Genomic DNA, 24,309 nt, shown 5'->3' with positions numbered 1-24,309 from the left:
AGGGGCGGACACCACGGGTACCCGCCGCGCAGAACTGTGCTCGGTGAGAGGTGAGCGAATGCAGAAGAGCGACCTGCAGTCCGACTACGACGAGGCCGACCTCGAGGTCGGAGACCGCAAGAAGGCCGCCGCCGGCGTCACCGGCGTCGCCGTGGCGATGAAGCGATCCCTCGAGGAGATGGGGCTGGTGCGTTCAGCGGAGACGCTGCTCGAGCTGAACCAGGCCGAAGGGTTCGACTGCCCGAGCTGTGCGTGGCCCGACCCGGATCCCGGTCATCGCAAGATCGCTGAATTCTGCGAGAACGGTGCCAAGGCCGTCGCCGAGGAGGGCACCAAGCGACGCGCCGATCCCGAGTTCTTCGCGCGGTACAGCATCGCCGAGCTCGCTGCCCACAGTGAACTGTGGCTCGGCAAGCAGGGCCGCATCACGCATCCGATGGTCAAGAGGCCCGGTGCCACGCACTACACCCCGATCGAATGGGAGGAGGCCTTCTCCCTCATCGGCGAGCAGCTGAAGTCGCTGGACAGTCCCGATCAGGCCACCTTCTACACCTCCGGGCGTGCATCGAACGAGGCCGCTTTCGTGTACCAGCTGTTCGCGCGGGCGTTCGGGACCAACAACCTGCCCGATTGCTCCAACATGTGCCACGAGTCCACGAGCATCGCGCTGCAGGAATCGATCGGCATCGGCAAGGCCAGCGTGACGCTCGACGACGTGCACAACGTCGAGCTGATCATCCTGCAGGGGCAGAACCCCGGCACCAACCATCCGCGCATGCTCACCGCACTGGAAGAGGCCAAGCAGAACGGCGCGAAGATCCTGACGATCAACCCGCTGCGCGAGGCGGGCCTGGTCAACTTCCGTAACCCGCAGACGCCGCGCGGCGTGCTCGGGCGGGGAACGGATCTGTCCGACCTGCATCTGTCGATCAAGGTCAACGGGGACCTCGCGCTGCTGCAGGCGTTCGGGTCGCTGCTCGTCGAATGGGACGCGCTCGACCACGACTTCGTGCAGCAGTACACCCAGGGATTCGAAGAATGGGTCGAACATGTCCGGGACATCGACTGGGACGAGGTGGTCGCCGCGACCGGCCTGTCGCGACAGCAGATCACCGAAGCCGCTCAGATGCTGCGACGCTCGCAGGCAACGGTCTTCTGCTGGGCCATGGGTATCACCCAGCACCGCAACGCCGTCGCGACCATCAAGGAGATCTGCAATCTCGCGTTCGCGCAGGGTAACATCGGCAAGCGCGGTGCCGGGCTCATGCCTGTGCGCGGACATTCGAACGTCCAGGGCGACCGCACGATGGGGATCTGGGAACGCGCGCCGCAGAGCTTCCTCGACGCGATCGAGGAGGAGTTCGGTTTCGATCCGCCTCGCGAGAACGGTTACGACACCGTCGATTCGATCAAGGCGATGCGCGACGGCAAGGTGCGGTTCTTCCTCGGCCTCGGTGGCAACTTCGTGCAGGCGGCGCCGGACACAGGCGTCACCGCCGAGGCGATAGCCGGAATCGACATGACGGTGCACATCTCGACGAAACCCAACCGTTCCCATCTGGTCTGCGGTAGAACGGCATTGATTCTTCCGACGCTCGGGCGCACCGACAAGGACGTCCAGGCATCCGGACCGCAGTTCGTGTCGGTCGAGGACACGACGTGCGCGGTCCACGCCTCCCGAGGGCCGTTGAAACCGCCCAGCGAACAGGTGCGTTCGGAGGTCGCGATCATCACGGGCATCGCCGAGGCCACGATCGGTGACCGCTACGGGATCGACTGGAAGGCGATGCGCGACGACTACGCGAACATCCGATCGCGCATCTCCCGCGTCGTCCCGGGTTGTGAGGGGTACGAGGTCAACGTCCGGCGTCCGGGAGGATTCATCCTGCCGCACCCTCCCCGAGATACCAGGTCCTTCGATACCGATTCGGGCAAGGCGGAATTCGCGGTTTCGCCGGTGGAGGTGGTTCAGGTACCGCCGGGTCATCTTCTGCTGCAGACGATGCGCAGCCACGACCAGTTCAACACCACCATCTACGGCCTCAGCGACCGCTATCGCGGGATCGCGGGCGGCCGTCGTGTGGTGTTCATGCACCGGGACGACATCGCCGCACTGGGTTTCGACGACGGAGACTTCGTCGATCTGTTCACACGATGGGACGGCGACGACCGTGACCGTTGCGCCAAGAGGTTCCGGATCGTCGAATACGACCTGCCACGGGGCAGCGCTGCCGCCTACTACCCGGAGACCAACCCTCTCGTCCCGCTCGATTCGACTGCGCTGAAGAGCAACTGCCCCACCTACAAGTCGATCGTGATCTCCCTGGCGCCCGCTGGACGCGACGAGTGCCCGGACGCGCTCGGAACCGCGCCCGTGGGGTCGGACTGGTCGCACAAGACGACCCCGGAGCCGAAGCACCTGTCCTGATCGACGGTCAGGACGTCTCGAATGCTCCTTCACGCAGCAGTGTTTCGGCTGCGATGAAGGCTGCGGCGCGACGTGTGACGGTGGGTGGTGCCGGTGGGTTGCCGTTCCACTGGTCGAACAGCGTGCTCAGGCTCAGCGCGATGCGTTCCGGCGACTCCCACTGGCGCCACGCATCGAAGTCTCTCGTGCGCACGAGTTTCCGTGCTGTCTCGAGCGGGGTGAGTCCGGCCCGGTGATGGTCGCGGGCGGCGTCGCCCAGCCACAGCCAGTAGTCGCGCAGTGCTCGGATCTCCGTCGCGCCGCAGGTCGGTCCGTGGCCGGGTACGTACACCGCGGCGTCCCATCCGAGCAGACGGTCGAGCGCCGATAGCCAGTTGTCGAGCGGGCCGTGCCACAGGATCGGTGTCGACCCGATGAACAGCAGGTCGCCGGTGAAGACGACCCCGGCGTCGGCCACGCGGACGACGAGGTCGCCGGCCGTGTGGCACGGTCCGAGTTGCTCGAGTTCGATCGTGCGACCGCCGATGTCCAGGGAGGTGGCGGTCGCGAAGGTCGTGTCGGGCATCCGCGGGGTGCGGCGCGGGAATCGGGCACCGCCGCGCACCCGCGCCATATAGGCACCGGCCGCACCGATGGGACCGGGGACGCGCCGGATCAGGGAGCCCGTGGCGGCCAGCACGGTGAGGGCGCGCGGTGGAAGATCCTCGCGCATCCCGTCCAGTGCGGCGGCGCTGGTGGTGATCCGCGCGTCGGGCGGCAGCGTGTCGTTGCCCCACCAGTGGTCGCCGTCGCTGTGGGTGTTCACCGCGTCGGTGATCGGAGCATCCGCGACCAGCGGTGCCTGCGCCTCGGCGATGCGCTGCGCCCACGCGACGTCCCATGCGGTGTCGACGACCAGCGACGCCGTTCCCGGCGTGACGACCAACCCGGTATTGGCCTCGCCCCAGCTGCCGGGTGTGCGCACGAACGCCCAGACCCCGTCGCCGACCTGCTGCAATCCACTCATGTCGACCTCCCGGCCCGCCACCCTACCGAGGTGTCCGTTTCGTGCGCCTTCGGCTCGGGTAGCCGACGATCAACCGTCTTCTACAGGAGCCGACAGACATGAGACTCAGTACCGTCCTCGCGACCGCCGCTGCCACCACGACCACCGCGATCGTCGGGTCGATCGCCTCCCAGGACACGAACTCCCGGTGGTACCGCAAGTTGCGCAAGCCCGGTTTCCAGCCTCCGGCCGCGGCGTTCCCGATCGTCTGGACGGCGCTGTATGCCGATATCGCTGTCACCTCGGCCGTCGCGATCGACGAGTACACCGATGCCGACGACTATGTGGGTCGTCGCAACTACATCGCGGCTCTGGCCACGAATCTCGTGCTCAACGCGTCGTGGTCGTGGGTGTTCTTCAAGTGGCATCGGTTGATGCCGGCCACCGTGGTGGCCGCACTGCTCGCCGCGAGTACCGCGGATCTGACGCGCCGGACGGCCGAGGCGAATCCGACTGCGGGGGCTGCGCTGGCTCCGTACTCGGCGTGGACGGCGTTCGCCACGCTGCTGACCGGGCGGATCACACAGCTCAATCGCTGATCCGCCGATGTTGCGGACGGCAATGAGACAGTTCTTCCCAATGTGTCTCATCTGTGCGACCGTCGGTATATGACCGTTGCAACGGGGGCGTCGGAACAACAAGCGCAGGAACTCGGGGCGTCACCGTGGGACTCCCAGCACCGGGAGTTCGACTACGACCTGGACGACGTCGAGGGCGCGATCCCCGAGGGCCTGCGGGGCGCGCTCTACCGGATCGGGCCCGGCCGTCTCGACGTCGACGGTCATCCCTTGAGTCATATCTTCGACGGTGACGGCATGGTCTCCCGCATCGACATCGGGCCGGAGGGGGTCCACTACCGGAATCGGTACGTGCGGACGAAGAGCTTCGCGAGGACGAACGAGACACGTCGTCCGGCAAAAGGATTCAGTACACAGAGGATCGGCGGGTCGCTCGCCAACGCGCTGAGGTTCCCTGAGAATCTCGCGAACACGAGTGTGTTGTTGCACGACGACGTGCTCTACGCCCTCTGGGAAGGGGGACGACCGCACCGGCTCGACGCCGAGACCCTGCAGACCTACGGACCCGAATCCTTCGGTGGCGCGTTGAAACGGCTCGGAGCGTTCTCCGCGCATCCGAAGACCGATCCCGCGACGGGCGAGGTGTTCAACTTCGGGCTCGACTTCTTCCCGCGACCGATGATCCGCTGCTATCGACTCGATCGCGGCCGTCGCCTCCACGGACTCGCGACGGTCCCGATCCCGAAACTCGGATTCGTCCACGACTTCGCGTTGACCGAACGGCACCTGGTGTTCGTGCTCGGGCCGTTGGTGGTCCGGAATCCGCTCCCGGTCGCCCTGGGTCTGCGTCCCTTCGACGATGCGTTGTCCTATCGACCGGAACTCGGCACCACCATCGTCCTGGTCCCGCGCGACGGCGGCAGGCCGACCACCGTCGAACACGATGCGCTGTTCCATTTCCACGTCACCAATGCCCATGAAGACGGGGACCGCACTGTCGTCGAACTCGTCGCACACGATCCCGCCGATGGCTGGGAAGGGTGGAACAGGCACCTGCGCAACTATCGCGAGTCCGCCGGGCCGGCCTTCGGGGGCACCCTCACCCGGCTGTCCGTCGACCGCCGGACCCGCCGCGTCACCACCATCGAACTCGACGATCTCGGATGTGAGTTCCCCCAGCTCGACCAACGGTTCGCCACCACCGAGCATTGCTACAGCTACACGGCGTCGGCATCGGTCCCGGGAGGCGATCCCGACTCGGTCACCACGATCGATCATCGCGCCGGAGCCGTGAGCCGATACACGGCCGCCACCGGCGACACCGTCTGCGAACCGCTCTTCGCGCCGGGCGGCGACGCCGAGGGCGACGGCTGGTTGCTGACACTCGAGCACCGGCCCGCGCGCAGGACCAGCAGACTCGTCGTCCTGCGCGCCGATCGACCGGGCGACGGGCCGGTCGCGGCGGTGAACCTGCAGCACCACGTGCCGATGACCTTCCACGGAGCCTTCCGGCCGGGGTCCGGCCTCCGGCATTGATCTCTCGGCTGTGGCGGCTCGGACTGTCGAGAAGCTTCACAGCCTCTCTCCGTTTGGGCGTCCCGGGTGGGCGAGTATCACCCCCTACAAATATGTTGCACTTATAAGTGAAAGTGGTTACGGTCGGAGTGGATGCAGGAGGTGTGAGCGATGGACGCAGTGATCGATCGCGGCGTGGGAAAGACGACACTGACGGTGACATCGGATCAGGTGTCGCAGGCCGGAGCGTTCAACCCTGCGGATCTGCTGTCGGTGGTTCCCGCCGAGCTGGCCGCAATCCTCACCGAAGTTGTGCAGATCGTCGCTGCGGGTGGCACGGTAACCATCGGTTCGATGCCGGATGAGCTGACCACTACATCAGCGGCGGATCTACTCGGCATCTCTCGCCCGACGCTGATGAAACTGATCCGCGAAGGGCAGATCCCAGGACACAAGGTCGGGACCCACACGCGACTCCATACTGCGGACGTCCTCGCCTACAGGGATCGGCTGCGCGAGCAACAAAGGGCCGCATTGCAGGATCTGCGCGACTTCGAAGAAGCCGAGGGACTGGATTACTGACAGTCGGGAGGCTCGTATGTGTATGTGGCGGTAGGAAGCCTATTGTCACACGCGTGAGTTCACGAGTGCCGAACGTGCTGCCGGACGCGAACGTACTGTATTCGCGGACTTTGAGGGACTGGCTCTGTCTGCTGGCCAACAGGTCCGGTCCGCCATTGTTCCACCTGCGTTGGACCGAGGACATTCTTGCGGAGTTGGTATATCACCTGCGCAAGAAGCACCCGCACTTCTCCGATCGTCAGATCGGGGGAGTGCGGGACAACATCGTCAGAGTGGCCGTACACGGCCGAATCAAGGGATACGAAATCGATCCGGGTCTGGCATATACAGACGAGTACGACGCGCACTTGCATGCCGCTGCCGAACATGGTGACGTCCAATATGTCATCACCAGCGACAATGGATTTCACGACTTTGCGGTAGCTCATGACGAATTTCTCGGCTACGAGGTCTATACCCCGGACGACTTCCTGATGCTCGTCCACCGGGACGCAATCTCCACTGTCCGTGAAGCGCTGCTCGAACAGATCGCCTATCACCGCAGACTCGGTCGACCGTTCAACCTGGTGGCTCGTCTCGAAGACGCACAGGCTCCCAACTTCGCCGCCGCGATCCGCAAAATGATGCAAGCACCGGCGGTGGCTCGAGCCCTCTCGTGTGTCCCCGAAGGTACCTGAGACCACACGGCTGTTCTCACAGCCGATACCGCGGTGCAAACCGGTGATGGGCGATGATGGAGCCATGTTGGAAACACCCGTCGTCATCGGTATCGGATCGATCTGCGTGGGGTTCGTCTTCTTCATGCTCGCCGCGACGGGCACGCGATCGCGCTGGGACAAGAAGATCACCATCACGCTCTTCGTCATCGCCATCGTCTTCATGACGATCATCCCGGTCATCGGGGCGGTGGGGTTCGCGGCCTGACACTTCGCGACGTCGCGGTGGAAGTGCTCGCACACCGCCGATCACCGTGGGAGTATCCACCGCAGGAAACCGAACAGGGAGGTCGCGGTGGGTGGCGTCAGCGGTGAATTGAAAAACGAACTGACGAAGCGTCTTTCGTCGGTACTCGACGGAAGTTGGACGCTGCGGCGCATCGAACGTCTCACCGGTGGTGCGAGCCGCGAGACGTGGGCGATCACCGCGGTGTCGGCCACCGGCGACACCCGGGAGTTGATCCTGCGCCGCGACCCGCCGGGACGCGAGGACGCGCGCAGGATCGCCATGGAAGCGGCGTCCTTCGACGAGGCCGCCCGCGTCGGCGTGCCCGTGCCCGACGTGATCGACCGCAGCGGCGACGAACCGCACCCCGGGATCGGCGCCTACCTCGTGATGCCGAAGGTGCCCGGCGAAGCACTCCCACAGAAGTTGTTGCGCGACGAGAATCTGGCCGAGGTCCGCGCCGCACTGCCCTACGAACTCGGACGTATCCTCGCCCGGATCCACCGCATGGACATCGAGGCCGTACCGAACCTGCCGGAACACGACCCGTTGACCTCCCTCTTCGACGAGTACCTCACCAACGGCGAACCCGTGCCGGCGCTCGAGGCCGCGTTCGCGTGGCTCAGCCGCAACCGTCCACCGGCGGCCGGGAAAGCGTTCGTACACGGCGACTTCCGCAACGGGAACCTCCTCGTCGACGCAGAGGGCGTGCGCGGGGTGCTCGACTGGGAACTGGCGCACGTCGGGGACCCGATGGAGGACCTCGGGTGGCTGTGCACCCGGACGTGGCGCTTCGGCTCGCCGCACCCGGTCGGCGGGTTCGGCTCCCGCGACGACCTGTTCCGCGGGTACGCCGACGAATCGGGCGAGAGTCCCGACCCCGAGGTCGTCCACTGGTGGGAGGTCTACGGCTCGCTGCGGTGGGCGGTGATCTGCCGGATGCAGGCCGCCGCAGCGGCGACGGGAGGAGACAACACCCTCGAACTGCTCGCCATCGGACGGCGCGTCGCCGAGTGCGAACACGACCTGCTGGACCTGCTCGGCGTCGCTCCCTACGAGGAGACGGAGACTCCTCCCCCCACTCCACCGTTCCTCGGGGCGCCGCCCGTCGAGGAGTTGCTCGAGGCGGTCCGCGAGTTCGTCCTGGAAGTCGGGGCGGGCGCCGACGCGAAGACCCGTTACCGCAGCCGGGTGGCGGCGCACGTCCTCGGCATCGCCGCGCGGGAGGCCACCCTCGCCCCTGGGGTGCGGGAGACCTCCCGGGTGCGACTCGCCGGGCTCGGCTACCGCTCCGAAGCCGAACTCGCCCTCGGTGTGCGTGCAGGACGAGATCACCTCGACGACCCGCAGGTCGCCGAGGTGATCAGGGGGCTGGCCGCGAACCGGCTGAAGGTCGCGAACCCGAAATATCGCTGACGGATCAGTGCGCGGCGGCGACCTCCGCGCCGATGCCGGTCTCCGCGCGCACCAGCATCTCCGCGAACTTCTCGTCCTCGAGGCGGCCTCGTCCCCGACGCTTCTCGCCGACGATCGACCCGAGCACGCACGCCGCGATGCCGAGCGGCATGGTGACGATCACCGGGAGCTGGATGGTCAGGGGAGCGGGGCCGCTGCCCATCCACAGGGCCTCGGTGAACATCAGGCTCACGACCGTCGAGACGAGACCGGTGAGCACACCCCAGACCGCGCCGGTGGCGTTGAAGCGCCGCCAGTTCAGGCTCAGCACGAGGGCGGGCAGATGCGCGCTGCCGGCCACCATGAACGCCATGCCCATGAAGAAGGTGATGTTGGTGTCGTCACCGATGAGCATGGCCAGACCGATGGCGAGGACGCTGAAGGATACGGCTCCGTACCGCGCGATGCGGGCCTGGGCCTGGTCCTCCCGGGCCTGCTCGTCCGCGTCGAGATTCTCGATCGGTTCCTTCCGCGTGACCGCCGGCCACACATCGCGGGCGAAGGTACCGGCGGCGGAGATCACGACACCGGCGACCACTGCGACGATGGACGCGAAGGCGACCGCGGCGACGAGTGCGAGCGCGATGGATCCACCGACCGTGCCGGCGCCGCCACCGAGCTCGGTGACGAGCACGGGTGCCGCGAGGTTGCCACCGGGCCCGACGAGGTCGGTGCCGTTCGGTCCGAGCACGGCCGCGGCGCCGAATCCCATCACGATGACGATCAGGTAGAACAGGCTGCACAGCGCGACGGTCCAGCCGAGCGAGCGACGGGCCGTCGTGGCCTCGGGGACGGTGAAGAACCGGATGAGGATGTGTGCCATCCCGGCAGTGCCCAGGGCGAACGCGAGCGCGTAGGAGACGAGGTTGATCGCGCTGGTCTGGCCGAAGATCAGGCCGGGCGACAGGATCGCGTCGCCCGCGACGGCGTTGTCGGTCGCGGCGTCGAGGACCTTCGGGAATGCGAACCCGAACTGCGCCAGGATGCCGAAGCACACGATGATCGCGAGCACCGACAGGATCGTCGACTTGATGACCTGCACCCAGGTGGTGGCGAGCATGCCGCCCACGAAGACGTAGATGCCCATGAGCGATCCGGCGACCACCACCGACAGCCAGAACGGGATGCCCGAGACGGATTCGAGGAGCACACCCGCGGCGACGAGCTGGGCGAGCAACACGAAGGTGCCGGTGGCGATCGTGCTCAGCGCGACCGCGACCCGCACGTTCCGCGAGTCGGTCCGGAAGACGAGAACGTCGGCGAGGGTGTACTTGCCGAGATTGCGCATCTTCTCCGCGAGGAGGAACAGCACCGGCAGGAACGAGATGACGGAGGTGAACAGGATGACGGTGCCGTCGACACCCTTGGAGAAGATCAGGCCGGTGGTGCCGAGGAAGCTGCCGGCGGAGATGAACTCACCTGCGATGGCGAATCCGTTCTGCCAGCTCGAGATCGAGCGGCCCGCGGCGAAGAATCCGTCGGCGCTCTTCGCGCGGCGGGACGCAGCGAAGGTCACCCACAGGGTCAGTGAGATGACGGCGCTGCAGATCGCGATGGCGAGATAATCGGCGTCACCGGTCATGATGCGACCTCCTCGGATGCGGGACGGTTCCGTTCGACGGCTGCGACGGCGTCGTCGACGGCGGGGCCGATGTAGGTGCGGGAGAGACGGAAGTACGCCCAGACCAGCACCCAGGTTCCGGCGAACTGGGAGAACACCACCCACAGCGACAGCGGGATGCCGAGGACGACGGTGGTTCCCAATCGGTCGGGGAACCCGATGAAGGCGACGAGGAAGGACGTGAACAGCACGACGGTGACGCCGCCGAGCGTGTTGGTCACCCGGCCGCGTCGGCGACGCAGTTCCGCGATCTCGGGAAGGTGGAGCATCCGCGTCCAGACGAATTCGTCCGTCGAGGATGCAGGAACGGTGCCGTGCGCGGTGTCGGTCATGCCCGTACCGCCGCACCGCGGGCGCTGTCGAGCGCGAAGAGGTTCTCGTCCCAGCCGGCCTCGAGCGGGCCGAAGAAGTGGAAGCGCACTTGCTTGACCTTGTAGAGCCAACGGCCGTCGATCTTGACGAGCTGGTCGTTGTAGCGACCGGCGGCGATCGCGGGTGCACCGTCGGTGACGCACGGCTGCCACAGGAACGAGCGCACCGTGGCACGGTCACCGTCGAGGTCGATCTCGAGGTTCGTGATGAAGTGCCAGAAGGAGGTCAGCCCGCCGTCGGCGAGTCCCGCGAAGAAGGTGCGCATCTCCTCCTTTCCTCGCGGGTGGGACAGGCCGTCGAACTCGCCGTCGTCGGTGAACAGCTCCATGAGCGCGTCCCAGTTGCCGTCGTCGAGATGGCGGCAGTACTGCGCGTCGAGCTTCCGGATCGCTTCGAGGTCTTCGAGGCGGGTGATGCGGTCGAGCAGGGACGACTCGGGGTGGGGACTGGACACAGCAGATCCTCCGTTGTGCGTGGTTATTAACAACCGTTCATGTGATGTGGACCATAACAACGGTGCGCATCGCCGTCAACGGGAGGGTTCTTGCTGGTCTGTGCGATGTGTGCCTACTGTGCAGGGATGAACAGCCGGTCGAACGGTGCGTCCTCGTCCATTCGGGAACGGATTCTCGAGACCGCGCTCGACGAGTTCTACGAGTGCGGATTCCACGGGGCGACGATGCGCAATATCGCCAACGCCGCAGGTTGCAGCGCTGCCAACGTCTACAACCACTTCGAGAACAAGTCGGAACTGCTCGTGGAAATTCTCCGCCGCGCGAGCGACGAGCAGTTCACGGCGACCCGCAACGCCCTGCGCAAGGTCGGTGACGATCCGGCCGAACGGTGGCGCGCGGCGGTCGCAGCCCACGCTCTGTACACCGCGCGGAATCCGCGGGCGTGTCTGGTGGCGAATTCTGAACTGCGTTATCTCGGTCCGCTCGACCGCAAGCGCGTGGTGGGCTCGCGCGACGCGCAGGAGCAACTCTTCGTCGACATCGCGGAAGACGGTGTGGCGCAGGCGATTTTCACGATCAAGCGGGTGCATCAGGGGGTCACGGCGGTGCTCACGATGTGCGCCGGCATCCCCCTCTGGTTCCGGGAGAGCGGCCCCCTCTCGGCGCAGGAGGTCGCCGACGATTTCGCTGGATACGCGCTCAATCTGGTCGGATATTCGCGCTGAACCGTTGACGGGTCATGGGTGCCGTGCTGTACTGGGTGAACAAGCGTTAATGACCTACTCCGGTCCATCGAAGGAGTGCACCTCCCATGACCCACCGCCCCTCGCAGCCGCGCACCGATTCCCCGCGTTATCTCACCGAGGAACGCCTCGCGATCCGCGACCTCGCCCGCGACTTCGCGATGACGAAGGTGCTGCCCGTCGCCAACGAACTCGACCCGGTCCAGGGCACCATCCCCGACTCCCTCAAGAAGGAGATGGCCGAGATCGGCTTCTTCGGGATCATGATCCCCGAGGAACACGGCGGCCTCGGGCTCGGCGTCTTCGAGTACTGCCTCGTGGCCGAGGAACTGTCGCGGGCATGGATGAGCGTGTCGGGTCTGCTCGCCCGCGGCAACGGCATGGGCGGCGGCTTCACCCCCGAACAGGAGGCGGCACTGCTGCCCAAGGTCGCCCGCGGTGAATACCTCGGCGCGTACGCCCTGTCGGAGGCCGAGGCCGGATCCGACGTCGCGAACATCTCGTGCCGTGCCGTGCGTGACGGCGACGAGTGGGTCGTCAACGGCACCAAGATGTGGTGCACCTATGCCGACGAGGCCGATTACCTCGTGCTCTTCGCCCGCACCGATCCGAACAAGGACCCGGCCAAGCCGCACCGCGGGATCAGCGCCTTCCTCGTCGAGAAGGAACGCGGCGTCTTCCCCAAGGGCATCTCGGGCACCAAGGTCCGCAAGATCGGCTACTTCGGGTGGAGCACCTGGGAGTTGTCGTTCGACAACTTCCGCATCCCGGCCGACAAGATGCTCGGCGAGGAGGGCAAGGGCTTCTATCTCGCCGTCTCCGGTCTCGAGGTGGGGCGCGCCCATACCGCCGCCCGCGCCATCGGTCTCGCCCGCGCCGCACTCGAGGATTCGATCGAGTACGTGCACACCCGCCGTCAGTTCGGCCGTCCCATCGGTGATTTCCAGCATCTGAGGTTCAAGATCGCGAAGATGGCCGCCGACATCGAGGCTGCACGTCAGCTGATGTACTCGGTCGCCACCGACATCGACACCGGCCGGCGGTGCTCGCTCGAGGCGTCGATGTGCAAGCTCGTTGCCACCGAGATGGCCGAGCAGGTCACCAGCGAGGCCGTGCAGATCCACGGCGGCGCCGGCTACACCACCGACTTCCAGGTCGAACGCCATTGGCGCGACGCGCGTCTGACGAAGATCTTCGAAGGCACCAGCGAGATCCAGATGCGCATCATCTCCGACGAACTCCTGGGAAGGCCCGAGCAGGCATGAGCGCACACACCGTCACCCGCCCGCTCACCGTCGGGGACCGCACCTCCTCGGAACCCCGCACCGTGGCCGATGTCCTGACCGGCTCCGGTGCGGTGGCACCGCCGAACTCACCCGTCCTCGGTGCCCTGGCCGTCGCCTCGCTCGTCTCGCCCGTTCCCGGTGGCGTCCCGACCGGATTCGACTGGAACGCACACGATCCGGTCTCCGTCTCGGACGTCGTGTCGGCGGACACCGTGATCACCCGCGTATCCGGACGGACCGCGCGCCGCTACATCCGGCTCGTGGACGGGACCGGCACGGTGCGTGAATCCGGCACCGAGACATGGACCTTCGACGACGAACAGCCGACGGTTCCCGAACTGGACTTCTGCGCACCGGCCTGGGGAGCGTTGCTCGCCGAGAGCCTCTCGGAAGACCGGGAATTCACTTCGTCGCTGTCCACCTGGGACGGCACCATCGGATTGCGCAGCGGCGAGACCGAATTGCACCTGCGCATCTACAAGGGGCGCATCGTCGACGTCACCCGGCGCGCCCCGCACGGCGCGACGTTCACCTTCGTCGCACCCGACCACGCCTGGGCCGATCTCGTCCTGTCCGAGGAGAACGACTTCATGCGCCGCGCCATCCGCGGCGAATTCTCGTCCACCGGAGACGGATACGAGTACCTGCGCCTGACCAAGCCGCTCAACACGATCATCGGGCACGCCCGTGCCCTCGCCCGAAAGGCCCGCTCATGATCGAGGCCCGCTACCTGGAGATCGGCGGAGCGCTCGGCTTCGTCGAGATCGTCACTCCCGACGCACGATCCGGCAACGCGCTCGACGCGACCGACCTGCCCACCGTCCTGTGCATCCACACCGCCGGCCAGAGCGGCGTGCAGTGGCGCCACGTGGCCCGTGATCTCGCCGACCGCGGCTACCGGGTGATCGTCCCCGACCTGCCCGGCCACGGACGTTCCGAACCCGCACCCGGGGGCCCCGTCACAAGCCTGATCACCTACGGCGACTGGTTGTGCGAGGTGCTCGACGCGCTCGGGATCGACCGGCCGTTCGTCATGGGCTGCTCGATCGGGGGCAAGCTCACCCTCGAACTCGCGACCCGCCCGGACCGTCCGCTGTCCGGGGCCGTCGCGATGGAAGCCGAACCCGGCCCGGGCCGCGTCAACGTCGCCGGTCTGCGCCGTGAACTCGAGGACGTCGCCGGACCGTCGCGCTCCGAGCGCACCTATCTGGGAACCCTTGCATCCGTGGGGCGCTCGGTTCCGGAGGCGAAGGCGCACACGATCGCGCTCATGCACAAGCGGGAGGACCCGGAGATCTCGTCGTCCGACCTGATCGGCTGGGGAACCCACGACGTGCGCGACCGCCTCGACCGCCTGACCGCACCGATCCACCTCGTCGCCGGCGTCGACGACCCGTGGATCGACCCCGACGCCGTGGCCCGGGCCGCAGAGACCATCAACGACGCACTTCCCGGACGCGCCCGCTTCACGGCATTGGCCGGCATCGGGCACTATCCGATGGAGGAGATCGACGACTTCGCTGCGCTCGCCGACACCTGGATCGGTGAGCTGCGCCGGGTCGCTGTTCCCGAGGAGGCAGCGCTGTGACCACCACCCGCACCGACACCCTGCCCGCACTGCTCGACGGCCTCGTCGCCGCGAATGCGGACGCCCCGATCGCCTACGACATCGTCGACGACGTGGCGGTGGCCCGCAGCCGCGGAGAGTTCCGCGACCGGGTCGAGGCCGTGCGCAGTGAACTCGACGGAATCGGCCTGCGCGCCGGCCAGTGCATCGCGGTGATGTTGCCGAACTGGTCCGACGCACTCGTGTGGCAGTTCGCAGCCTCCGCGCTCGGCGCCCACGTCATCGGTGTCAACACCCGCTACAACACCCGCGAGGTCGCGCACATCCTCACCGCCGCGCGACCTGCCGTCGTGGCCGTGCCGGCCGCCTTCCACGGACTCGACCTGTTCGGCCGGCTCACCGAGGCCGCGGCGTCCGTCCCCGACGTGGCCACCCCGGTGGTCGCGGTGGTGCCCGGACCGGCGAACGCGTCGGCGTCCCCGGCCGACTTCGACCTCGGCGGCGGCGCGTGGACGGCCGGCAGCGGCGACACGCGTGGCGCGAGTGCACCCGGGACACCCGACACCGCGACACTCACCCCGGCGGGAATCGACGACGATCCCGAGGACCGGATCGCAGTGGCGTTCACGACGTCCGGTTCCACCGGTGTGCCCAAACTCGCCGCGCACCGCGGCAACGCGGTCGTCCGTCACGGACGCGCCGATGCCGCGATCATGAAGGTCGTCGAGGGCGACGTGGCGCTGTGCGTGCTCCCCGTTTCGGGCGTCTTCGGTTTCAGTACCGCGATGGCCGCGCTCGCCGGTGGGGGAGCGCTGCTCATGGAGACGGTCTTCGATCCGGGCGCGGTCCTGCGCCGGATGCGGGAGGTCGGGGTCACGCACGCGGTGGGCGCCGACGACCTGTTCGGCCGTCTCTACGACGCCTGGCACGATGGCGAACGCGTCGACCTGTCGGCACTGCGCTGGGTCGGTATCGCCGACTTCCTCGGCCGCTCCCACGAGATCGCCCGATGGCTGCGCGACGAATTCGGCACCCACACCTCCGGTGTGTTCGGTTCGTCGGAGGTGTTCGCTCTCGCGATGCTGTGGAATGCCGACGATCCGGAATCGGTGCGTTGGAACGGTGGCGGCCGCGCGGTCGACACGGCGATCGAACTGCGGGTCGCCGACCCCTACGACGATCGGGCCCTCCCGGCCGGTGAGCAGGGCGAACTGCAGTTCCGCGGCCCTAACGTCGTCGACGCTTATCTCGGGAACCCCGACGCCGCCGCGCGCGCGTTCACGGCCGACGGCTGGTTCCGCAGCGGCGACCTCGCCGTCGACCTCGGCGACGGAGGCTTCCGCTACATCTGCCGGATGGGCGACGTCCTGCGCCTGCGCGGCTTCCTCGTCGACCCCGCCGAGATCGAGACTCGTCTGGCGGAGCATCCCGGCGTGGCCACGGCCAAGGTCGTCGGTATCACCGGCGACGGCGGCTACACCGAGGCGATCGGTTTCGTCGTCCCCACCGACGACGCACCCGCGGACACGACCTCGGAGACTCTTCGGGCCTGGTGCCGCGAGACCCTCGCGGCCTTCAAGGTGCCCACGGCGATCCACGTCATCGAACGGATGCCCACCACTGTCGGTGGCAACGGATCGAAGATCCGCGCCGTGGAACTGCGCGAGTGGGCCGGCGAGTGGGCGGGTTCCGAACGCGACTTCCGAAACACCTGACCAACCCCGCGACGCACCCCGATGCGCCCGGCCGGCTCAGTTGCCGGCCGGGCGCTCGTGCGTCGGCGGTGCGTGATCGGGGGCGACCTCCGCCGCGATCCTGCGGAACAGGGCGTCTGCCTCGTTCACGTATCCGCCGGTGTCGTCGAAGGCCTCCGGTTCGTAGGTCACGGCGAGTGCGATCGCCACCTCCTGCTCGGGCAGATACGCCTCGACGGCGGAGTAACCACCGAACATCGGGTTCTGCATCAGCCAGTCCCCGGTGATCACCACACCGAGCCCGTAGGTGTACGCCTCCGACTGCTCGAAGCAGGTCGAACAGTCGGGCTGCGCATGGGTGCGACCGCGCAGATCGGTCGAGACCATGGCCGCATACGACTCTTCCGACAGCAGTTCACCGGTGCCGATCGCCACGGCGGTGTCGTGCAGGTCGAAGATGGTGCTGGTCTGCACGGCTCCGGAGGTGATGGTCCACGACGGGTTCCAGAAGGTGCTCTCTTCGTAGAAGGGGGTGCCCGCGGGAACACCCAGGAACTCGCGCCGTTCGGAGGAGAAGGCGTGCAGTACCGGGTCGGGCATCGCGGCCGTCTGCGAGGCCGCGGTGCCGTCCAGCCCCAGGGGTTCGAGCACTCGTTCCCGAACGAGTTCGTCCATCGGCCGGCCGGTGATCTCCTCGAGCGTCAAGCCCAGGATCACGTAGTTGGTGTGGGCGTAGTTCCAGTTGGTGCCGGGCTCGTAGAGCAACGGTTTCGACGTCGCGTACGCGAGGAGTTCGTCCGGGGTCCACGCGCGGAACGGATCCGCGTAGCTCGCGTCGGCGAACTCGTCGTTGCCGAGCACGTAATCCGGATAACCCGACGTCATCTGCGCCAGCTGACCGAGGGTGACGCGGTCGGTGTGCGCGAGATCGGGCAGCCACTGCGACACCCTGTCGTCGAGACCCACCACGCCCTCGTCGACGAGTTGCAGCAGCACGGTCGCGACGTACGAGATGGCGACGGCACCGTTGCGGAAATGCATGTCGGTGGTCGCCGGAACACCCGTCATCGACTCTCCGAAGGCACGGGTGACGATCTCCTCGCCGCCTTGCGAGACCCGCACGAGGACGGCGCGCAGGTGCCGGTCGGCCATGGCTTCGTCGACGATCTGCACGATCGCATCGGTCTCGGCGCTGTTCGTCGGCTGTGCCTGGGCGGTCGGATCGTCACCCGATGGCGAACAGGCGCACAGGATTCCGACGGCACAGATCAGCGCCGGAGCCTTTCGTCCGATCAGCATGCCGAAAGTGTGACAGCTCCGCGCAGGCGGAAACAGCCGATTCGTTCAATTGCGACATTTCGCGGCGACACTGCCTCTGGTGAGGATCGACAGCGAGGCGGCGACCGCGCACAGGGTCGCTCCGGCCCACCACGCGTAGGTGTAGGTTCCGAGGCTGTCGCGGATGACCCCGGCTCCGAAAGCGGCCGCCGCGGCACCGATCTGGTGGGACGCGAACACCCAGCCGAACACGATGGTTCCGCGGTCGCCGAAGATCCGGCGGCACAGCATCGCGGTCGGCGGCACGGTGGCGACCCAGTCCAGACCGTAGACCACGACGAACAGGATCATGCTGGGGTGCACGGACTCCTGCAACAGCCAGGGCAGCAGGAGCAGACCCACGCCGCGGAAGGTGTAGTAGAAGGCCAGCAGCTTGCGGGGGTCGAACTTGTCGGTCAGCCATCCGGAGGCGATGGTGCCGACGATGTCGAAGATCCCCACGGCGGCCATGAGGCTCGCTGCGGTGGTCGAGGGCATGCCGTGGTCGTGGGCCGACGGGATGAAGTGGATGCCGACGAGTCCGTTGGTGGTGGCCCCGCAGATGGCGAAGGCGATCGCCAGCGCCCAGAACGCCCGGTGACGCACCGCGAAGGCCAGCCCTTCGAGAGCGCGGGTGACGGCACCGCCGGTCGCTCGCGTCGGCGCCAGGTAGGTCTCGGGGTCGGCACCGTAGGGCAGGACACCGCGCTCGTCGGGATGATCGCGGATCACCGCCCACACCAGCGGGACGACGACAATCGCCGCCGCGGCGATCACGAGCGATGCCTGCCGCCACCCGACGTTCTCTGCGAGCGCGGCGACGGGTGGCAGGATCACCAGTTGGCCGGTCGCGGAACCCGCAGTGAGGATGCCCATCACCAGCCCGCGACGCTCGACGAACCATCGGTCGGCGATGGTCGCCGCCAGGACCAGGGCCATCGACCCCGTGCCGGTACCGATGAGCAGTCCCCAGAACACGAGCAACTGCCACGAGGCGGTCATGGCGACACTGCCGGCAGCACCGAGCGCCACCAGGAACAACGCCGACGAGATCACCCGGCGCATGCCGAACCGGTCCATCAGGGCGGCGGCGAACGGTGCGACGAGTCCGAACAGGACGAGGTTGATGCTCACCGCGAGCGACATGACGCTCGTCGACCAGCCGAACTCGTCGTGCAGCGGCACCATGAGCGCGCCGGGTGCCGCCCGGAAGCCTGCGGCGCCGAACAACGCGAGGAAGGCCACCGCGGCGACCCACCATGCCGGGTGGATCCGGGCCGGGCGGCGGTCGCTGCGCTGGGCCGGGCGCACACTCATCACGAATTCACTTTCTTCGAGAAAGCAACAGGATGAGCAGACGATACCCAGCAGCTCGTCGCGGGAGGCGAGCGGTCAGTTGCCCGAGCTCCCCGGCGTCCGGTAACTCGCGTCGCGGCGCGCGGCCTCGTCGACCTGTTCGGGGGTGAGCAGGGCGATCGGCGTGGAGCGCGCGGCACCGGAGGCGATCGTGCGGAGCTCGAGTGTCGCGGCCGCGATCTCGTCGGGCACCTCGCCGAGCACGTACAGATCGTGACCACCGAGCGCGAAATGCACCGAATCGACCGTCCCGCCCACACTTTCGACCATCCGGACGATGGCGTCGCGTCGGGACGTACCACCGTCCGTGAGCAGCCCGCGTGCGCCGTCCGCGGTGTAGTTCACCTGCCAGAGATATCGCGGCATGATCGTCTCCTTTCGAGGATCCCGACCTCCATGGTCGGTCCATCCCGCGTCACCGGGGACGGTTTCGCCGGGAATCGCGGCCTAGGCTCGATATCGAGACCCTGTCCGCCGCATCGAAAGGGAGTGCCGTGCCGAAACGACCCGTACCCGAGGCCGTCGCCGAATTCCTCGCCCAGCCCAATTACGCCACGATCAGCTCACTGCGCCCGGACGGTCATCCGGTGTCCGTTCCGACCTGGTACGTCTTCGAGGACGGCCGCATCCTCCTCAACATGGATTCGACCCGCAAGCGCCTCGAATACCTGCGGAACGATCCGCGGGTGAGCCTGTCGGCGATGGATCCGCAGGACTGGGTCACGCACGTGAGCCTCCAGGGGCGGGTCGTCGAACTCGCCGACGATCCGTCCCTGGAGGACATCGATCGGATCGCTCGCCACTACACGGGCAAGCCGTACCACGCGCGCGACGGCAAGCGCGTCAACGCGTGGATCGAGATCGACCGCTGGCACGCGTGGGGTCGTCTGCGCAACGCCTGAGATCGATCGGGGAGAAGGCCGGCTGTCAGATGACGCCGGCCTTCTTCGCCGCGCTGCGTGCCTGGAACGCCAGGATGACGAGCAGCACGCCGAACAGGATCGCGTAGATGCCGAGCAGGACGATCAGGCTCAGGATGCCCTCGCCGGGGAAGATCAGCAGCACGATGCCGAACAGGACGGCGACGACGCCCGCGAGCACCGACCACACCCATCCGGACTCGGGGACCTTCCGGAAGCGGACACCACCGACGATGCCGGTGATGCCGAACAGGATGGCGTAGAACGCGATCACGTACAGCAGTGCGAGTGCGGTGATGCCGGGCCAGAACAGCGCGACGAGACCGGCGAGGACGGAGACGACGCCCATGGCGAGCCACCAACCCCAGCCCTCGGGCTTGTCGCGGATCGATTGAACGACCAGCACGATGCCGTCGATGATCGCGTAGGCCGCGAAGACGACCACCAGCGCCCACACGGTGATGCCGGGCCAGACGAGCGCGACGACACCGAAGAGGACCGCGAGGATGCCGCGCAGCAGCACCACCCACCAGATCTGCTTCAGCAGTGATCGGAACGGATCGTTGGAAGAAACCGAGCTCGTGGACATGACGGCTCCTGGCGTGTGATGTGATCTTGTAGCCCCGAGGATAAGCGCGGTTGTGCTGCTTCGCGTGCCGAATCGAAGCCGAGGTTACGCTCGGAAACGTGGCCGGGGCGAGGATCGGGATATCGGGATGGCGCTATCCGGGCTGGCGCGGAGACTTCTATCCGGAAGGACTCGTCCAGCGCCGGGAACTCGAATACGCCGCCCAGCGGTTCGGGTCGATCGAGATCAACGGCTCGTTCTACTCGCTGCAGCGCCCGAGCAGTTATCTCGCGTGGCGGGACGCCGCACCCGACGACTTCGTCTATGCCGTCAAGGGCGGGCGGTTCGTCACCCACATGAAGCGGCTCGCGGGTGTCGACGACGCCCTCGCCAATTTCTTCGCCTCCGGCGTACTCGCGCTCGGCCCGAAACTCGGTCCGGTGCTGTGGCAGCTCCCGCCGACCCTCGGTTTCGAGGAGGACAGGTTCGCGGACTTCTTCGACCGGTTGCCCCGCACGACGACGGCCGCCGGCGAACTCGCCCGCCGGCACACCGACAAACTCGCCGACGACCGGGTGTGGGTGGAGGTGGATGCCGAGCGTCCGCTGCGGCACGCCGTCGAGGTGCGGCACCCCGACCTCGCGAGCCCGGAGGCCGTGGAGTTGCTGCGCGCGCACGACATCGGGCTCGTCGTCGCCGACACGGCCGGCAGGTTCCCGTTCCTCACCGACGTCACGAGCGATTTCGTCTACGTGCGGATGCACGGCGACAAGGAGTTGTACGCGAGCGGGTACACCCCCGAGGTCCTCGACGTGTGGGCCGAGCGGATCCGCCGGTGGCTCGGCGACGGCAGGGACGTCTACGTGTACTTCGACAACGACATGAAAGGCTGTGCACCGCACGACGCGCTCGCGTTGCAGGAACGCCTGTGACCCGGGCGTCCGGAGGAAGGACAGGAGATCGCTGTGTGGCCCGACCACTGGCCGAGAACGCCGCGGGAGATCGCGACGGCCACCGCCGATGCGCTCGCCGCTGCCCGCAGCGAGTCGGCCGAGCCCTTCGACGAGGCGGTTGCGGTGCTCGTCGACCTGCCCTACGAGCAGGTCACGGCCGTGCACGCGGGCATGGTCCGGGAGTTGCTCGAGGAACTGCATCCCGACGGCCTCGCCGGTGAGGACGTGCAGGCCGTGCTCGAACGCTCCGTCCGCTCCGGTCTGCGATGGTTGCCGTCGCTCGAACCCGAGGCCGTCGTCGCCGTGCTCACGGGTGCGCTCGGCGTGTCCGATCCCGACGCCGAACGCCCGAGGATCCGCCCCGAGCAGTATCTGGCCGCGGGCCTGCTCGTCGTCGCCGATCTCGTCGCTGCGCGCCGCGTGGCTCCCGAAGCGTATCTGCGTCGCGCCGTGAGCGAGATCGAACGGGCCGAGACGCAGGAGATGCCCTGAGCTGTTCCGGGGGTCAGGCCGGATAGTGGTTCTCGACGTTGCGGACGACCTTGCGCAACAGGTCGGACAGGACCTGCACCTCGTCGTCGTCGAGCCCGTCGAGCATCTGCCGCTCGCGTGCCAGGCGTCGCGGGAATTCCTTCTCGACGAGTGCGCGCCCGTCGTCGGTGAGGGTGAGCAGCACGACGCGGCCGTCGCGTTCGAGTCGTTTGCGTTCGACGAGACCGAGTTTGGCGAGTCGCTCGGTGTGCTTCGTGGTCGACGCGCCGGAGATACCCGTGATCGAGGTGACCTCGCTGGCGCGTAACGGATGGTCGCTGCGGGCGAGCGCGCTGAGGACCTCGAATTCGCTGCGGCTGATGCCGCTCGCTTCGAGTTCCCGATCGAAGTAGGTGAGCGCGAGCGAGCCGATACGGGTGATGCGGCCGATCACGTCGATGGGGCGGAGGTCGAGGTCGGGGTAGTGAGCGGTCCATCCGAGACGTACGCGATCGACGTAATCGGGCTGGGGTGTCTCGGAGGGCATGTGGCAAGTCTAACGGCATCGGACGAACAATTTCATCGATATTTTACTCGTGAAGTAATATGGTGGACGGATGCTCGACCGCCGACTCGACGACCGTCCCCAGCTCCGTCACACCCGGGGAGCGCTCGCGCATCCGCTCTCGGCGAGCGCGTGGAAGGACGCCCTCGAAGTGCGGCGTGGCGACCCGACCGTGGCCGTGGCGCTGCGCGTGGGATTCGCGACGATGCTCGCTCTCGTCGGCGGCGGTCTGCTCGGTTACGGACAGGTCGCCGGCTTCGCCGCTCTCGGCGCACTCACCAGTGCCTTCCTGCGATACGAGCCGTATCCGCGTCTCGCGGTGCGCCTTCCGTGGGTAGGTCTCGGCATCGCCGGTTACACCGCCTTCGGGGCTGCACTCGGCGCGATGGGCGCCCCACTGTGGGTGCAGATCGTCGCGCTCTCGGTGGGCTCGGCCGTCGCGTACTGGGTGTTCACGGCCTTCTCGCTCATGGGCCCCGGCCCGGTGATCCTCATCTTCGCCGCCGCCGGCGCCGCCGGTTTCTCCGACGGATGGGGTGACGCGGGCCTGGTCACCGTCGCGGCGACCATCGGTGCGCTGCTCGGATATGTCATCGCGATGCTGCCCGCGCTCTCCCATCCCCATACGCCCGCTCGCCTCGCGGTCGCGCGCGCCCTCGCGGCGGTCTCCGCCGTCGAAATCCGCGGTGCGGACGCCGTTCCCGCCGCGAGACAGAGCATCCGGAAGGCGCGCGAGACCGTCGCACTGAACACCCCGCGACGTTCGGGCGCCCATGTCCACGAACTGGTCGCCCTGCTCGACGCGGCCGAGACGGTTCTCGACAGCGGGTCGCACGACACCTCCCGCGCACGCCGCGACGACTTCGCCCGGTTCGAGAAGGAACTTCGGAAGGCGCGGCGCGACATCGAGATTCCGCGTGTCGATGCCGAGGGTCGGCCGGTGCTGCCGACGCCGCCCGGCTTCGTCCGCGAAGGATGCAGTCGTCTGCTCGACCGTCTCGTGCTGATCGGAGCGGCCCGGATCTTCGTGGCGTCGTTGCTCGCCGCGTCGTTCGCAGCACTGATCGGGCTCGACCATCCGCTGTGGGCTGCGATGGGTGCCATGGCGGCGCTGCAGGGATTGAACTACCGCAACACCGTTCAGCGCGGCATCCAGCGTCTGATCGGCAATGTCGGCGGCGCACTGATCGCTGCCGTGCTGCTCGCGCTCGACCTGGGCTACTGGCCGGTGGTCGCGGCCGCCGTGCTGTTCCAGACGCTCACCGAACTCACGGTGACCCGGAACTACGGGCTCGCCTCGGTCGGGGTGACGACGATGGCGTTGCTGCTCACCGGCCTCGGGCAGCACGCGGGTCCGGGTCTCGCCGCCAACCGGGTCGCCGACACCGTCATCGGCGTGGTCGTGGGCGTGATCGTCGCTGCGGTGACCATCCGACGCGACGACCGGCACCATCTCGTCGCGTGACGAGGCGGCACCGGTCGTCGGTGGCGTTCATGGCCTGCCGCGGGAGGCGGCGGGGTGATGCTCAGGAGTGAGCGGCTTCGAACCGCTCGAGGATGTGCCGCGGGATCCGGCCGCGCGAGCTGACGTCGTAGCCCTTGTTACGGGCCCAGTGTCGGATCGCGGCCAGTTGCTCCGGCGACCGGGTGGGCGGAATCACCTTGTGGGTCCCCGCCGTCCGTGTGCGGGCCTTTGTCACCGTCTGCTTCGGCGTGATGGTGCGGGTGCTCGATGCGGGCTTCTCAGGTGCCTTCTCGTGCAGCCACGGGCGGAGTACCGCCAGGAACTTGTCTGCGTTCGCCGGCCGCAGGTCGATTTCGTACTCGTCGTCGTCGACCGTGATGCGGAACGACTGCGCCAGGCCGTCCATGATCGGTTGGCCGTCGATATCGTCGAAATATTGGACGCGCACTTTCTGTGCCACGTTTATCTCCT

General features: G+C 67.4%; 26 protein-coding genes. 16 read left to right on the top strand and 10 right to left on the bottom strand.

Annotated features, from left to right (window positions below):
- Positions 1-58 precede the first annotated feature (58 nt).
- Positions 59-2,428 carry an FdhF/YdeP family oxidoreductase gene (locus ACWPOC_RS00785; RefSeq protein ID WP_455407846.1) on the top strand — a complete coding sequence of 790 codons (2,370 nt, stop codon included), beginning with the start codon at positions 59-61 and terminating at the stop codon, positions 2,426-2,428.
- Between the two features lie 7 nt (positions 2,429-2,435).
- Here the strand turns inward: ACWPOC_RS00785 and ACWPOC_RS00780 are convergent, their stop codons facing one another.
- Positions 2,436-3,434 carry an MBL fold metallo-hydrolase gene (locus ACWPOC_RS00780; protein ID WP_455407845.1) on the bottom strand — a complete coding sequence of 333 codons (999 nt, stop codon included), beginning with the start codon at positions 3,432-3,434 and terminating at the stop codon, positions 2,436-2,438.
- 98 nt (positions 3,435-3,532) lie between these two features.
- Between ACWPOC_RS00780 and ACWPOC_RS00775 the strand changes: the two genes are divergently transcribed.
- From ACWPOC_RS00775 to ACWPOC_RS00750, 6 genes are all read left to right on the top strand, one after another.
- A complete protein-coding gene (locus ACWPOC_RS00775) occupies positions 3,533-4,012 on the top strand; it encodes a TspO/MBR family protein (RefSeq protein ID WP_120280781.1) in 480 nt (159 codons plus the stop codon).
- Positions 4,013-4,081: 69 nt separating this feature from the next.
- Positions 4,082-5,527, top strand: coding sequence for a carotenoid oxygenase family protein (locus ACWPOC_RS00770; protein WP_455407844.1), 1,446 nt, complete (start codon positions 4,082-4,084; stop codon positions 5,525-5,527).
- Positions 5,528-5,677: 150 nt separating this feature from the next.
- Positions 5,678-6,088 carry a helix-turn-helix domain-containing protein gene (locus tag ACWPOC_RS00765; protein ID WP_016692580.1) on the top strand — a complete coding sequence of 137 codons (411 nt, stop codon included), beginning with the start codon at positions 5,678-5,680 and terminating at the stop codon, positions 6,086-6,088.
- Between the two features lie 74 nt (positions 6,089-6,162).
- The gene (locus tag ACWPOC_RS00760; protein ID WP_120283772.1) at positions 6,163-6,765 is read left to right on the top strand and encodes a PIN domain-containing protein; all 603 of its coding nucleotides are present in this window, start codon (positions 6,163-6,165) and stop codon (positions 6,763-6,765) included.
- A 64-nt stretch (positions 6,766-6,829) separates the two neighbouring features.
- Complete coding sequence (locus ACWPOC_RS00755; RefSeq protein WP_120280779.1) at positions 6,830-7,012, top strand: hypothetical protein; 183 nt, start codon at positions 6,830-6,832, stop codon at positions 7,010-7,012.
- Positions 7,013-7,099: 87 nt separating this feature from the next.
- The gene (locus ACWPOC_RS00750) at positions 7,100-8,446 is read left to right on the top strand and encodes a phosphotransferase family protein (RefSeq protein ID WP_455407843.1); all 1,347 of its coding nucleotides are present in this window, start codon (positions 7,100-7,102) and stop codon (positions 8,444-8,446) included.
- 4 nt (positions 8,447-8,450) lie between these two features.
- Here the strand turns inward: ACWPOC_RS00750 and ACWPOC_RS00745 are convergent, their stop codons facing one another.
- From ACWPOC_RS00745 to ACWPOC_RS00735, 3 genes are read right to left on the bottom strand one after another with little or no spacing between them, the layout of a single operon-like run.
- Positions 8,451-10,067, bottom strand: a complete 1,617-nt coding sequence (locus ACWPOC_RS00745) for a solute symporter family protein (RefSeq protein ID WP_455407842.1) — start codon at positions 10,065-10,067, stop codon at positions 8,451-8,453.
- On the bottom strand, positions 10,064-10,438 hold the full coding sequence (locus tag ACWPOC_RS00740) for a DUF485 domain-containing protein (RefSeq protein ID WP_120280776.1): 375 nt from the start codon (positions 10,436-10,438) through the stop codon (positions 10,064-10,066). The genes ACWPOC_RS00745 and ACWPOC_RS00740 overlap by 4 nt, the downstream gene beginning before the upstream one ends.
- The gene (locus ACWPOC_RS00735; RefSeq protein ID WP_016692586.1) at positions 10,435-10,932 is read right to left on the bottom strand and encodes a nuclear transport factor 2 family protein; all 498 of its coding nucleotides are present in this window, start codon (positions 10,930-10,932) and stop codon (positions 10,435-10,437) included. The genes ACWPOC_RS00740 and ACWPOC_RS00735 overlap by 4 nt, the downstream gene beginning before the upstream one ends.
- A 126-nt stretch (positions 10,933-11,058) precedes the next feature.
- Between ACWPOC_RS00735 and ACWPOC_RS00730 the strand changes: the two genes are divergently transcribed.
- From ACWPOC_RS00730 to ACWPOC_RS00710, 5 genes are all read left to right on the top strand, one after another.
- Complete coding sequence (locus tag ACWPOC_RS00730) at positions 11,059-11,658, top strand: TetR family transcriptional regulator (RefSeq protein ID WP_016692588.1); 600 nt, start codon at positions 11,059-11,061, stop codon at positions 11,656-11,658.
- A gap of 86 nt (positions 11,659-11,744) precedes the next feature.
- Positions 11,745-12,941, top strand: a complete 1,197-nt coding sequence (locus ACWPOC_RS00725) for an acyl-CoA dehydrogenase family protein (RefSeq protein ID WP_120280775.1) — start codon at positions 11,745-11,747, stop codon at positions 12,939-12,941.
- Positions 12,938-13,678 carry a hotdog fold domain-containing protein gene (locus tag ACWPOC_RS00720; RefSeq protein ID WP_120280774.1) on the top strand — a complete coding sequence of 247 codons (741 nt, stop codon included), beginning with the start codon at positions 12,938-12,940 and terminating at the stop codon, positions 13,676-13,678. Before ACWPOC_RS00725 ends, ACWPOC_RS00720 begins: the two co-directional genes overlap by 4 nt.
- Positions 13,675-14,550, top strand: a complete 876-nt coding sequence (locus tag ACWPOC_RS00715; protein ID WP_159417247.1) for an alpha/beta fold hydrolase — start codon at positions 13,675-13,677, stop codon at positions 14,548-14,550. Before ACWPOC_RS00720 ends, ACWPOC_RS00715 begins: the two co-directional genes overlap by 4 nt.
- A complete protein-coding gene (locus tag ACWPOC_RS00710) occupies positions 14,547-16,244 on the top strand; it encodes an AMP-binding protein (protein WP_455407841.1) in 1,698 nt (565 codons plus the stop codon). The genes ACWPOC_RS00715 and ACWPOC_RS00710 overlap by 4 nt, the downstream gene beginning before the upstream one ends.
- A gap of 36 nt (positions 16,245-16,280) precedes the next feature.
- On the opposite strand, the gene ACWPOC_RS00705 is transcribed toward ACWPOC_RS00710, so the two are convergent.
- From ACWPOC_RS00705 to ACWPOC_RS00695, 3 genes are all read right to left on the bottom strand, one after another.
- Positions 16,281-17,522 carry a serine hydrolase domain-containing protein gene (locus ACWPOC_RS00705; protein ID WP_268654836.1) on the bottom strand — a complete coding sequence of 414 codons (1,242 nt, stop codon included), beginning with the start codon at positions 17,520-17,522 and terminating at the stop codon, positions 16,281-16,283.
- Positions 17,523-17,567: 45 nt separating this feature from the next.
- Positions 17,568-18,857 (bottom strand): MFS transporter, encoded by a 1,290-nt coding sequence (locus tag ACWPOC_RS00700; protein WP_455407840.1) that lies wholly within the window; start codon positions 18,855-18,857, stop codon positions 17,568-17,570.
- A 75-nt stretch (positions 18,858-18,932) separates the two neighbouring features.
- The gene (locus tag ACWPOC_RS00695; RefSeq protein ID WP_120280770.1) at positions 18,933-19,262 is read right to left on the bottom strand and encodes a GYD domain-containing protein; all 330 of its coding nucleotides are present in this window, start codon (positions 19,260-19,262) and stop codon (positions 18,933-18,935) included.
- Between the two features lie 128 nt (positions 19,263-19,390).
- Here ACWPOC_RS00695 and ACWPOC_RS00690 point away from each other — a divergent pair, with 128 nt between their 5' ends.
- Positions 19,391-19,798 carry a TIGR03618 family F420-dependent PPOX class oxidoreductase gene (locus ACWPOC_RS00690; RefSeq protein ID WP_455407839.1) on the top strand — a complete coding sequence of 136 codons (408 nt, stop codon included), beginning with the start codon at positions 19,391-19,393 and terminating at the stop codon, positions 19,796-19,798.
- 25 nt (positions 19,799-19,823) lie between these two features.
- On the opposite strand, the gene ACWPOC_RS00685 is transcribed toward ACWPOC_RS00690, so the two are convergent.
- Positions 19,824-20,405, bottom strand: a complete 582-nt coding sequence (locus ACWPOC_RS00685; RefSeq protein WP_016692597.1) for an HdeD family acid-resistance protein — start codon at positions 20,403-20,405, stop codon at positions 19,824-19,826.
- Between the two features lie 98 nt (positions 20,406-20,503).
- Between ACWPOC_RS00685 and ACWPOC_RS00680 the strand changes: the two genes are divergently transcribed.
- Together ACWPOC_RS00680 and ACWPOC_RS00675 are read left to right on the top strand one after the other, a co-directional pair.
- Positions 20,504-21,316 carry a DUF72 domain-containing protein gene (locus ACWPOC_RS00680; protein WP_120280769.1) on the top strand — a complete coding sequence of 271 codons (813 nt, stop codon included), beginning with the start codon at positions 20,504-20,506 and terminating at the stop codon, positions 21,314-21,316.
- Between the two features lie 33 nt (positions 21,317-21,349).
- Positions 21,350-21,829, top strand: coding sequence for a hypothetical protein (locus ACWPOC_RS00675; protein WP_016692599.1), 480 nt, complete (start codon positions 21,350-21,352; stop codon positions 21,827-21,829).
- A gap of 13 nt (positions 21,830-21,842) precedes the next feature.
- On the opposite strand, the gene ACWPOC_RS00670 is transcribed toward ACWPOC_RS00675, so the two are convergent.
- Complete coding sequence (locus ACWPOC_RS00670; RefSeq protein WP_016692600.1) at positions 21,843-22,355, bottom strand: MarR family winged helix-turn-helix transcriptional regulator; 513 nt, start codon at positions 22,353-22,355, stop codon at positions 21,843-21,845.
- Between the two features lie 70 nt (positions 22,356-22,425).
- Here ACWPOC_RS00670 and ACWPOC_RS00665 point away from each other — a divergent pair, with 70 nt between their 5' ends.
- Positions 22,426-23,838: an FUSC family protein gene (locus ACWPOC_RS00665; RefSeq protein WP_455407838.1), complete on the top strand. Its 1,413-nt coding sequence runs from the start codon at positions 22,426-22,428 to the stop codon at positions 23,836-23,838.
- A 61-nt stretch (positions 23,839-23,899) separates the two neighbouring features.
- Here the strand turns inward: ACWPOC_RS00665 and ACWPOC_RS00660 are convergent, their stop codons facing one another.
- Positions 23,900-24,298 carry a histone-like nucleoid-structuring protein Lsr2 gene (locus tag ACWPOC_RS00660; RefSeq protein ID WP_016692602.1) on the bottom strand — a complete coding sequence of 133 codons (399 nt, stop codon included), beginning with the start codon at positions 24,296-24,298 and terminating at the stop codon, positions 23,900-23,902.
- Positions 24,299-24,309 lie beyond the last annotated feature (11 nt).

The organism is Rhodococcus sp. 5G237, assembly GCF_053764735.1.
The sequence above is the reverse complement of the archived record's forward strand: the minus strand, read 5'-3'. Positions and strand labels throughout refer to the sequence as shown.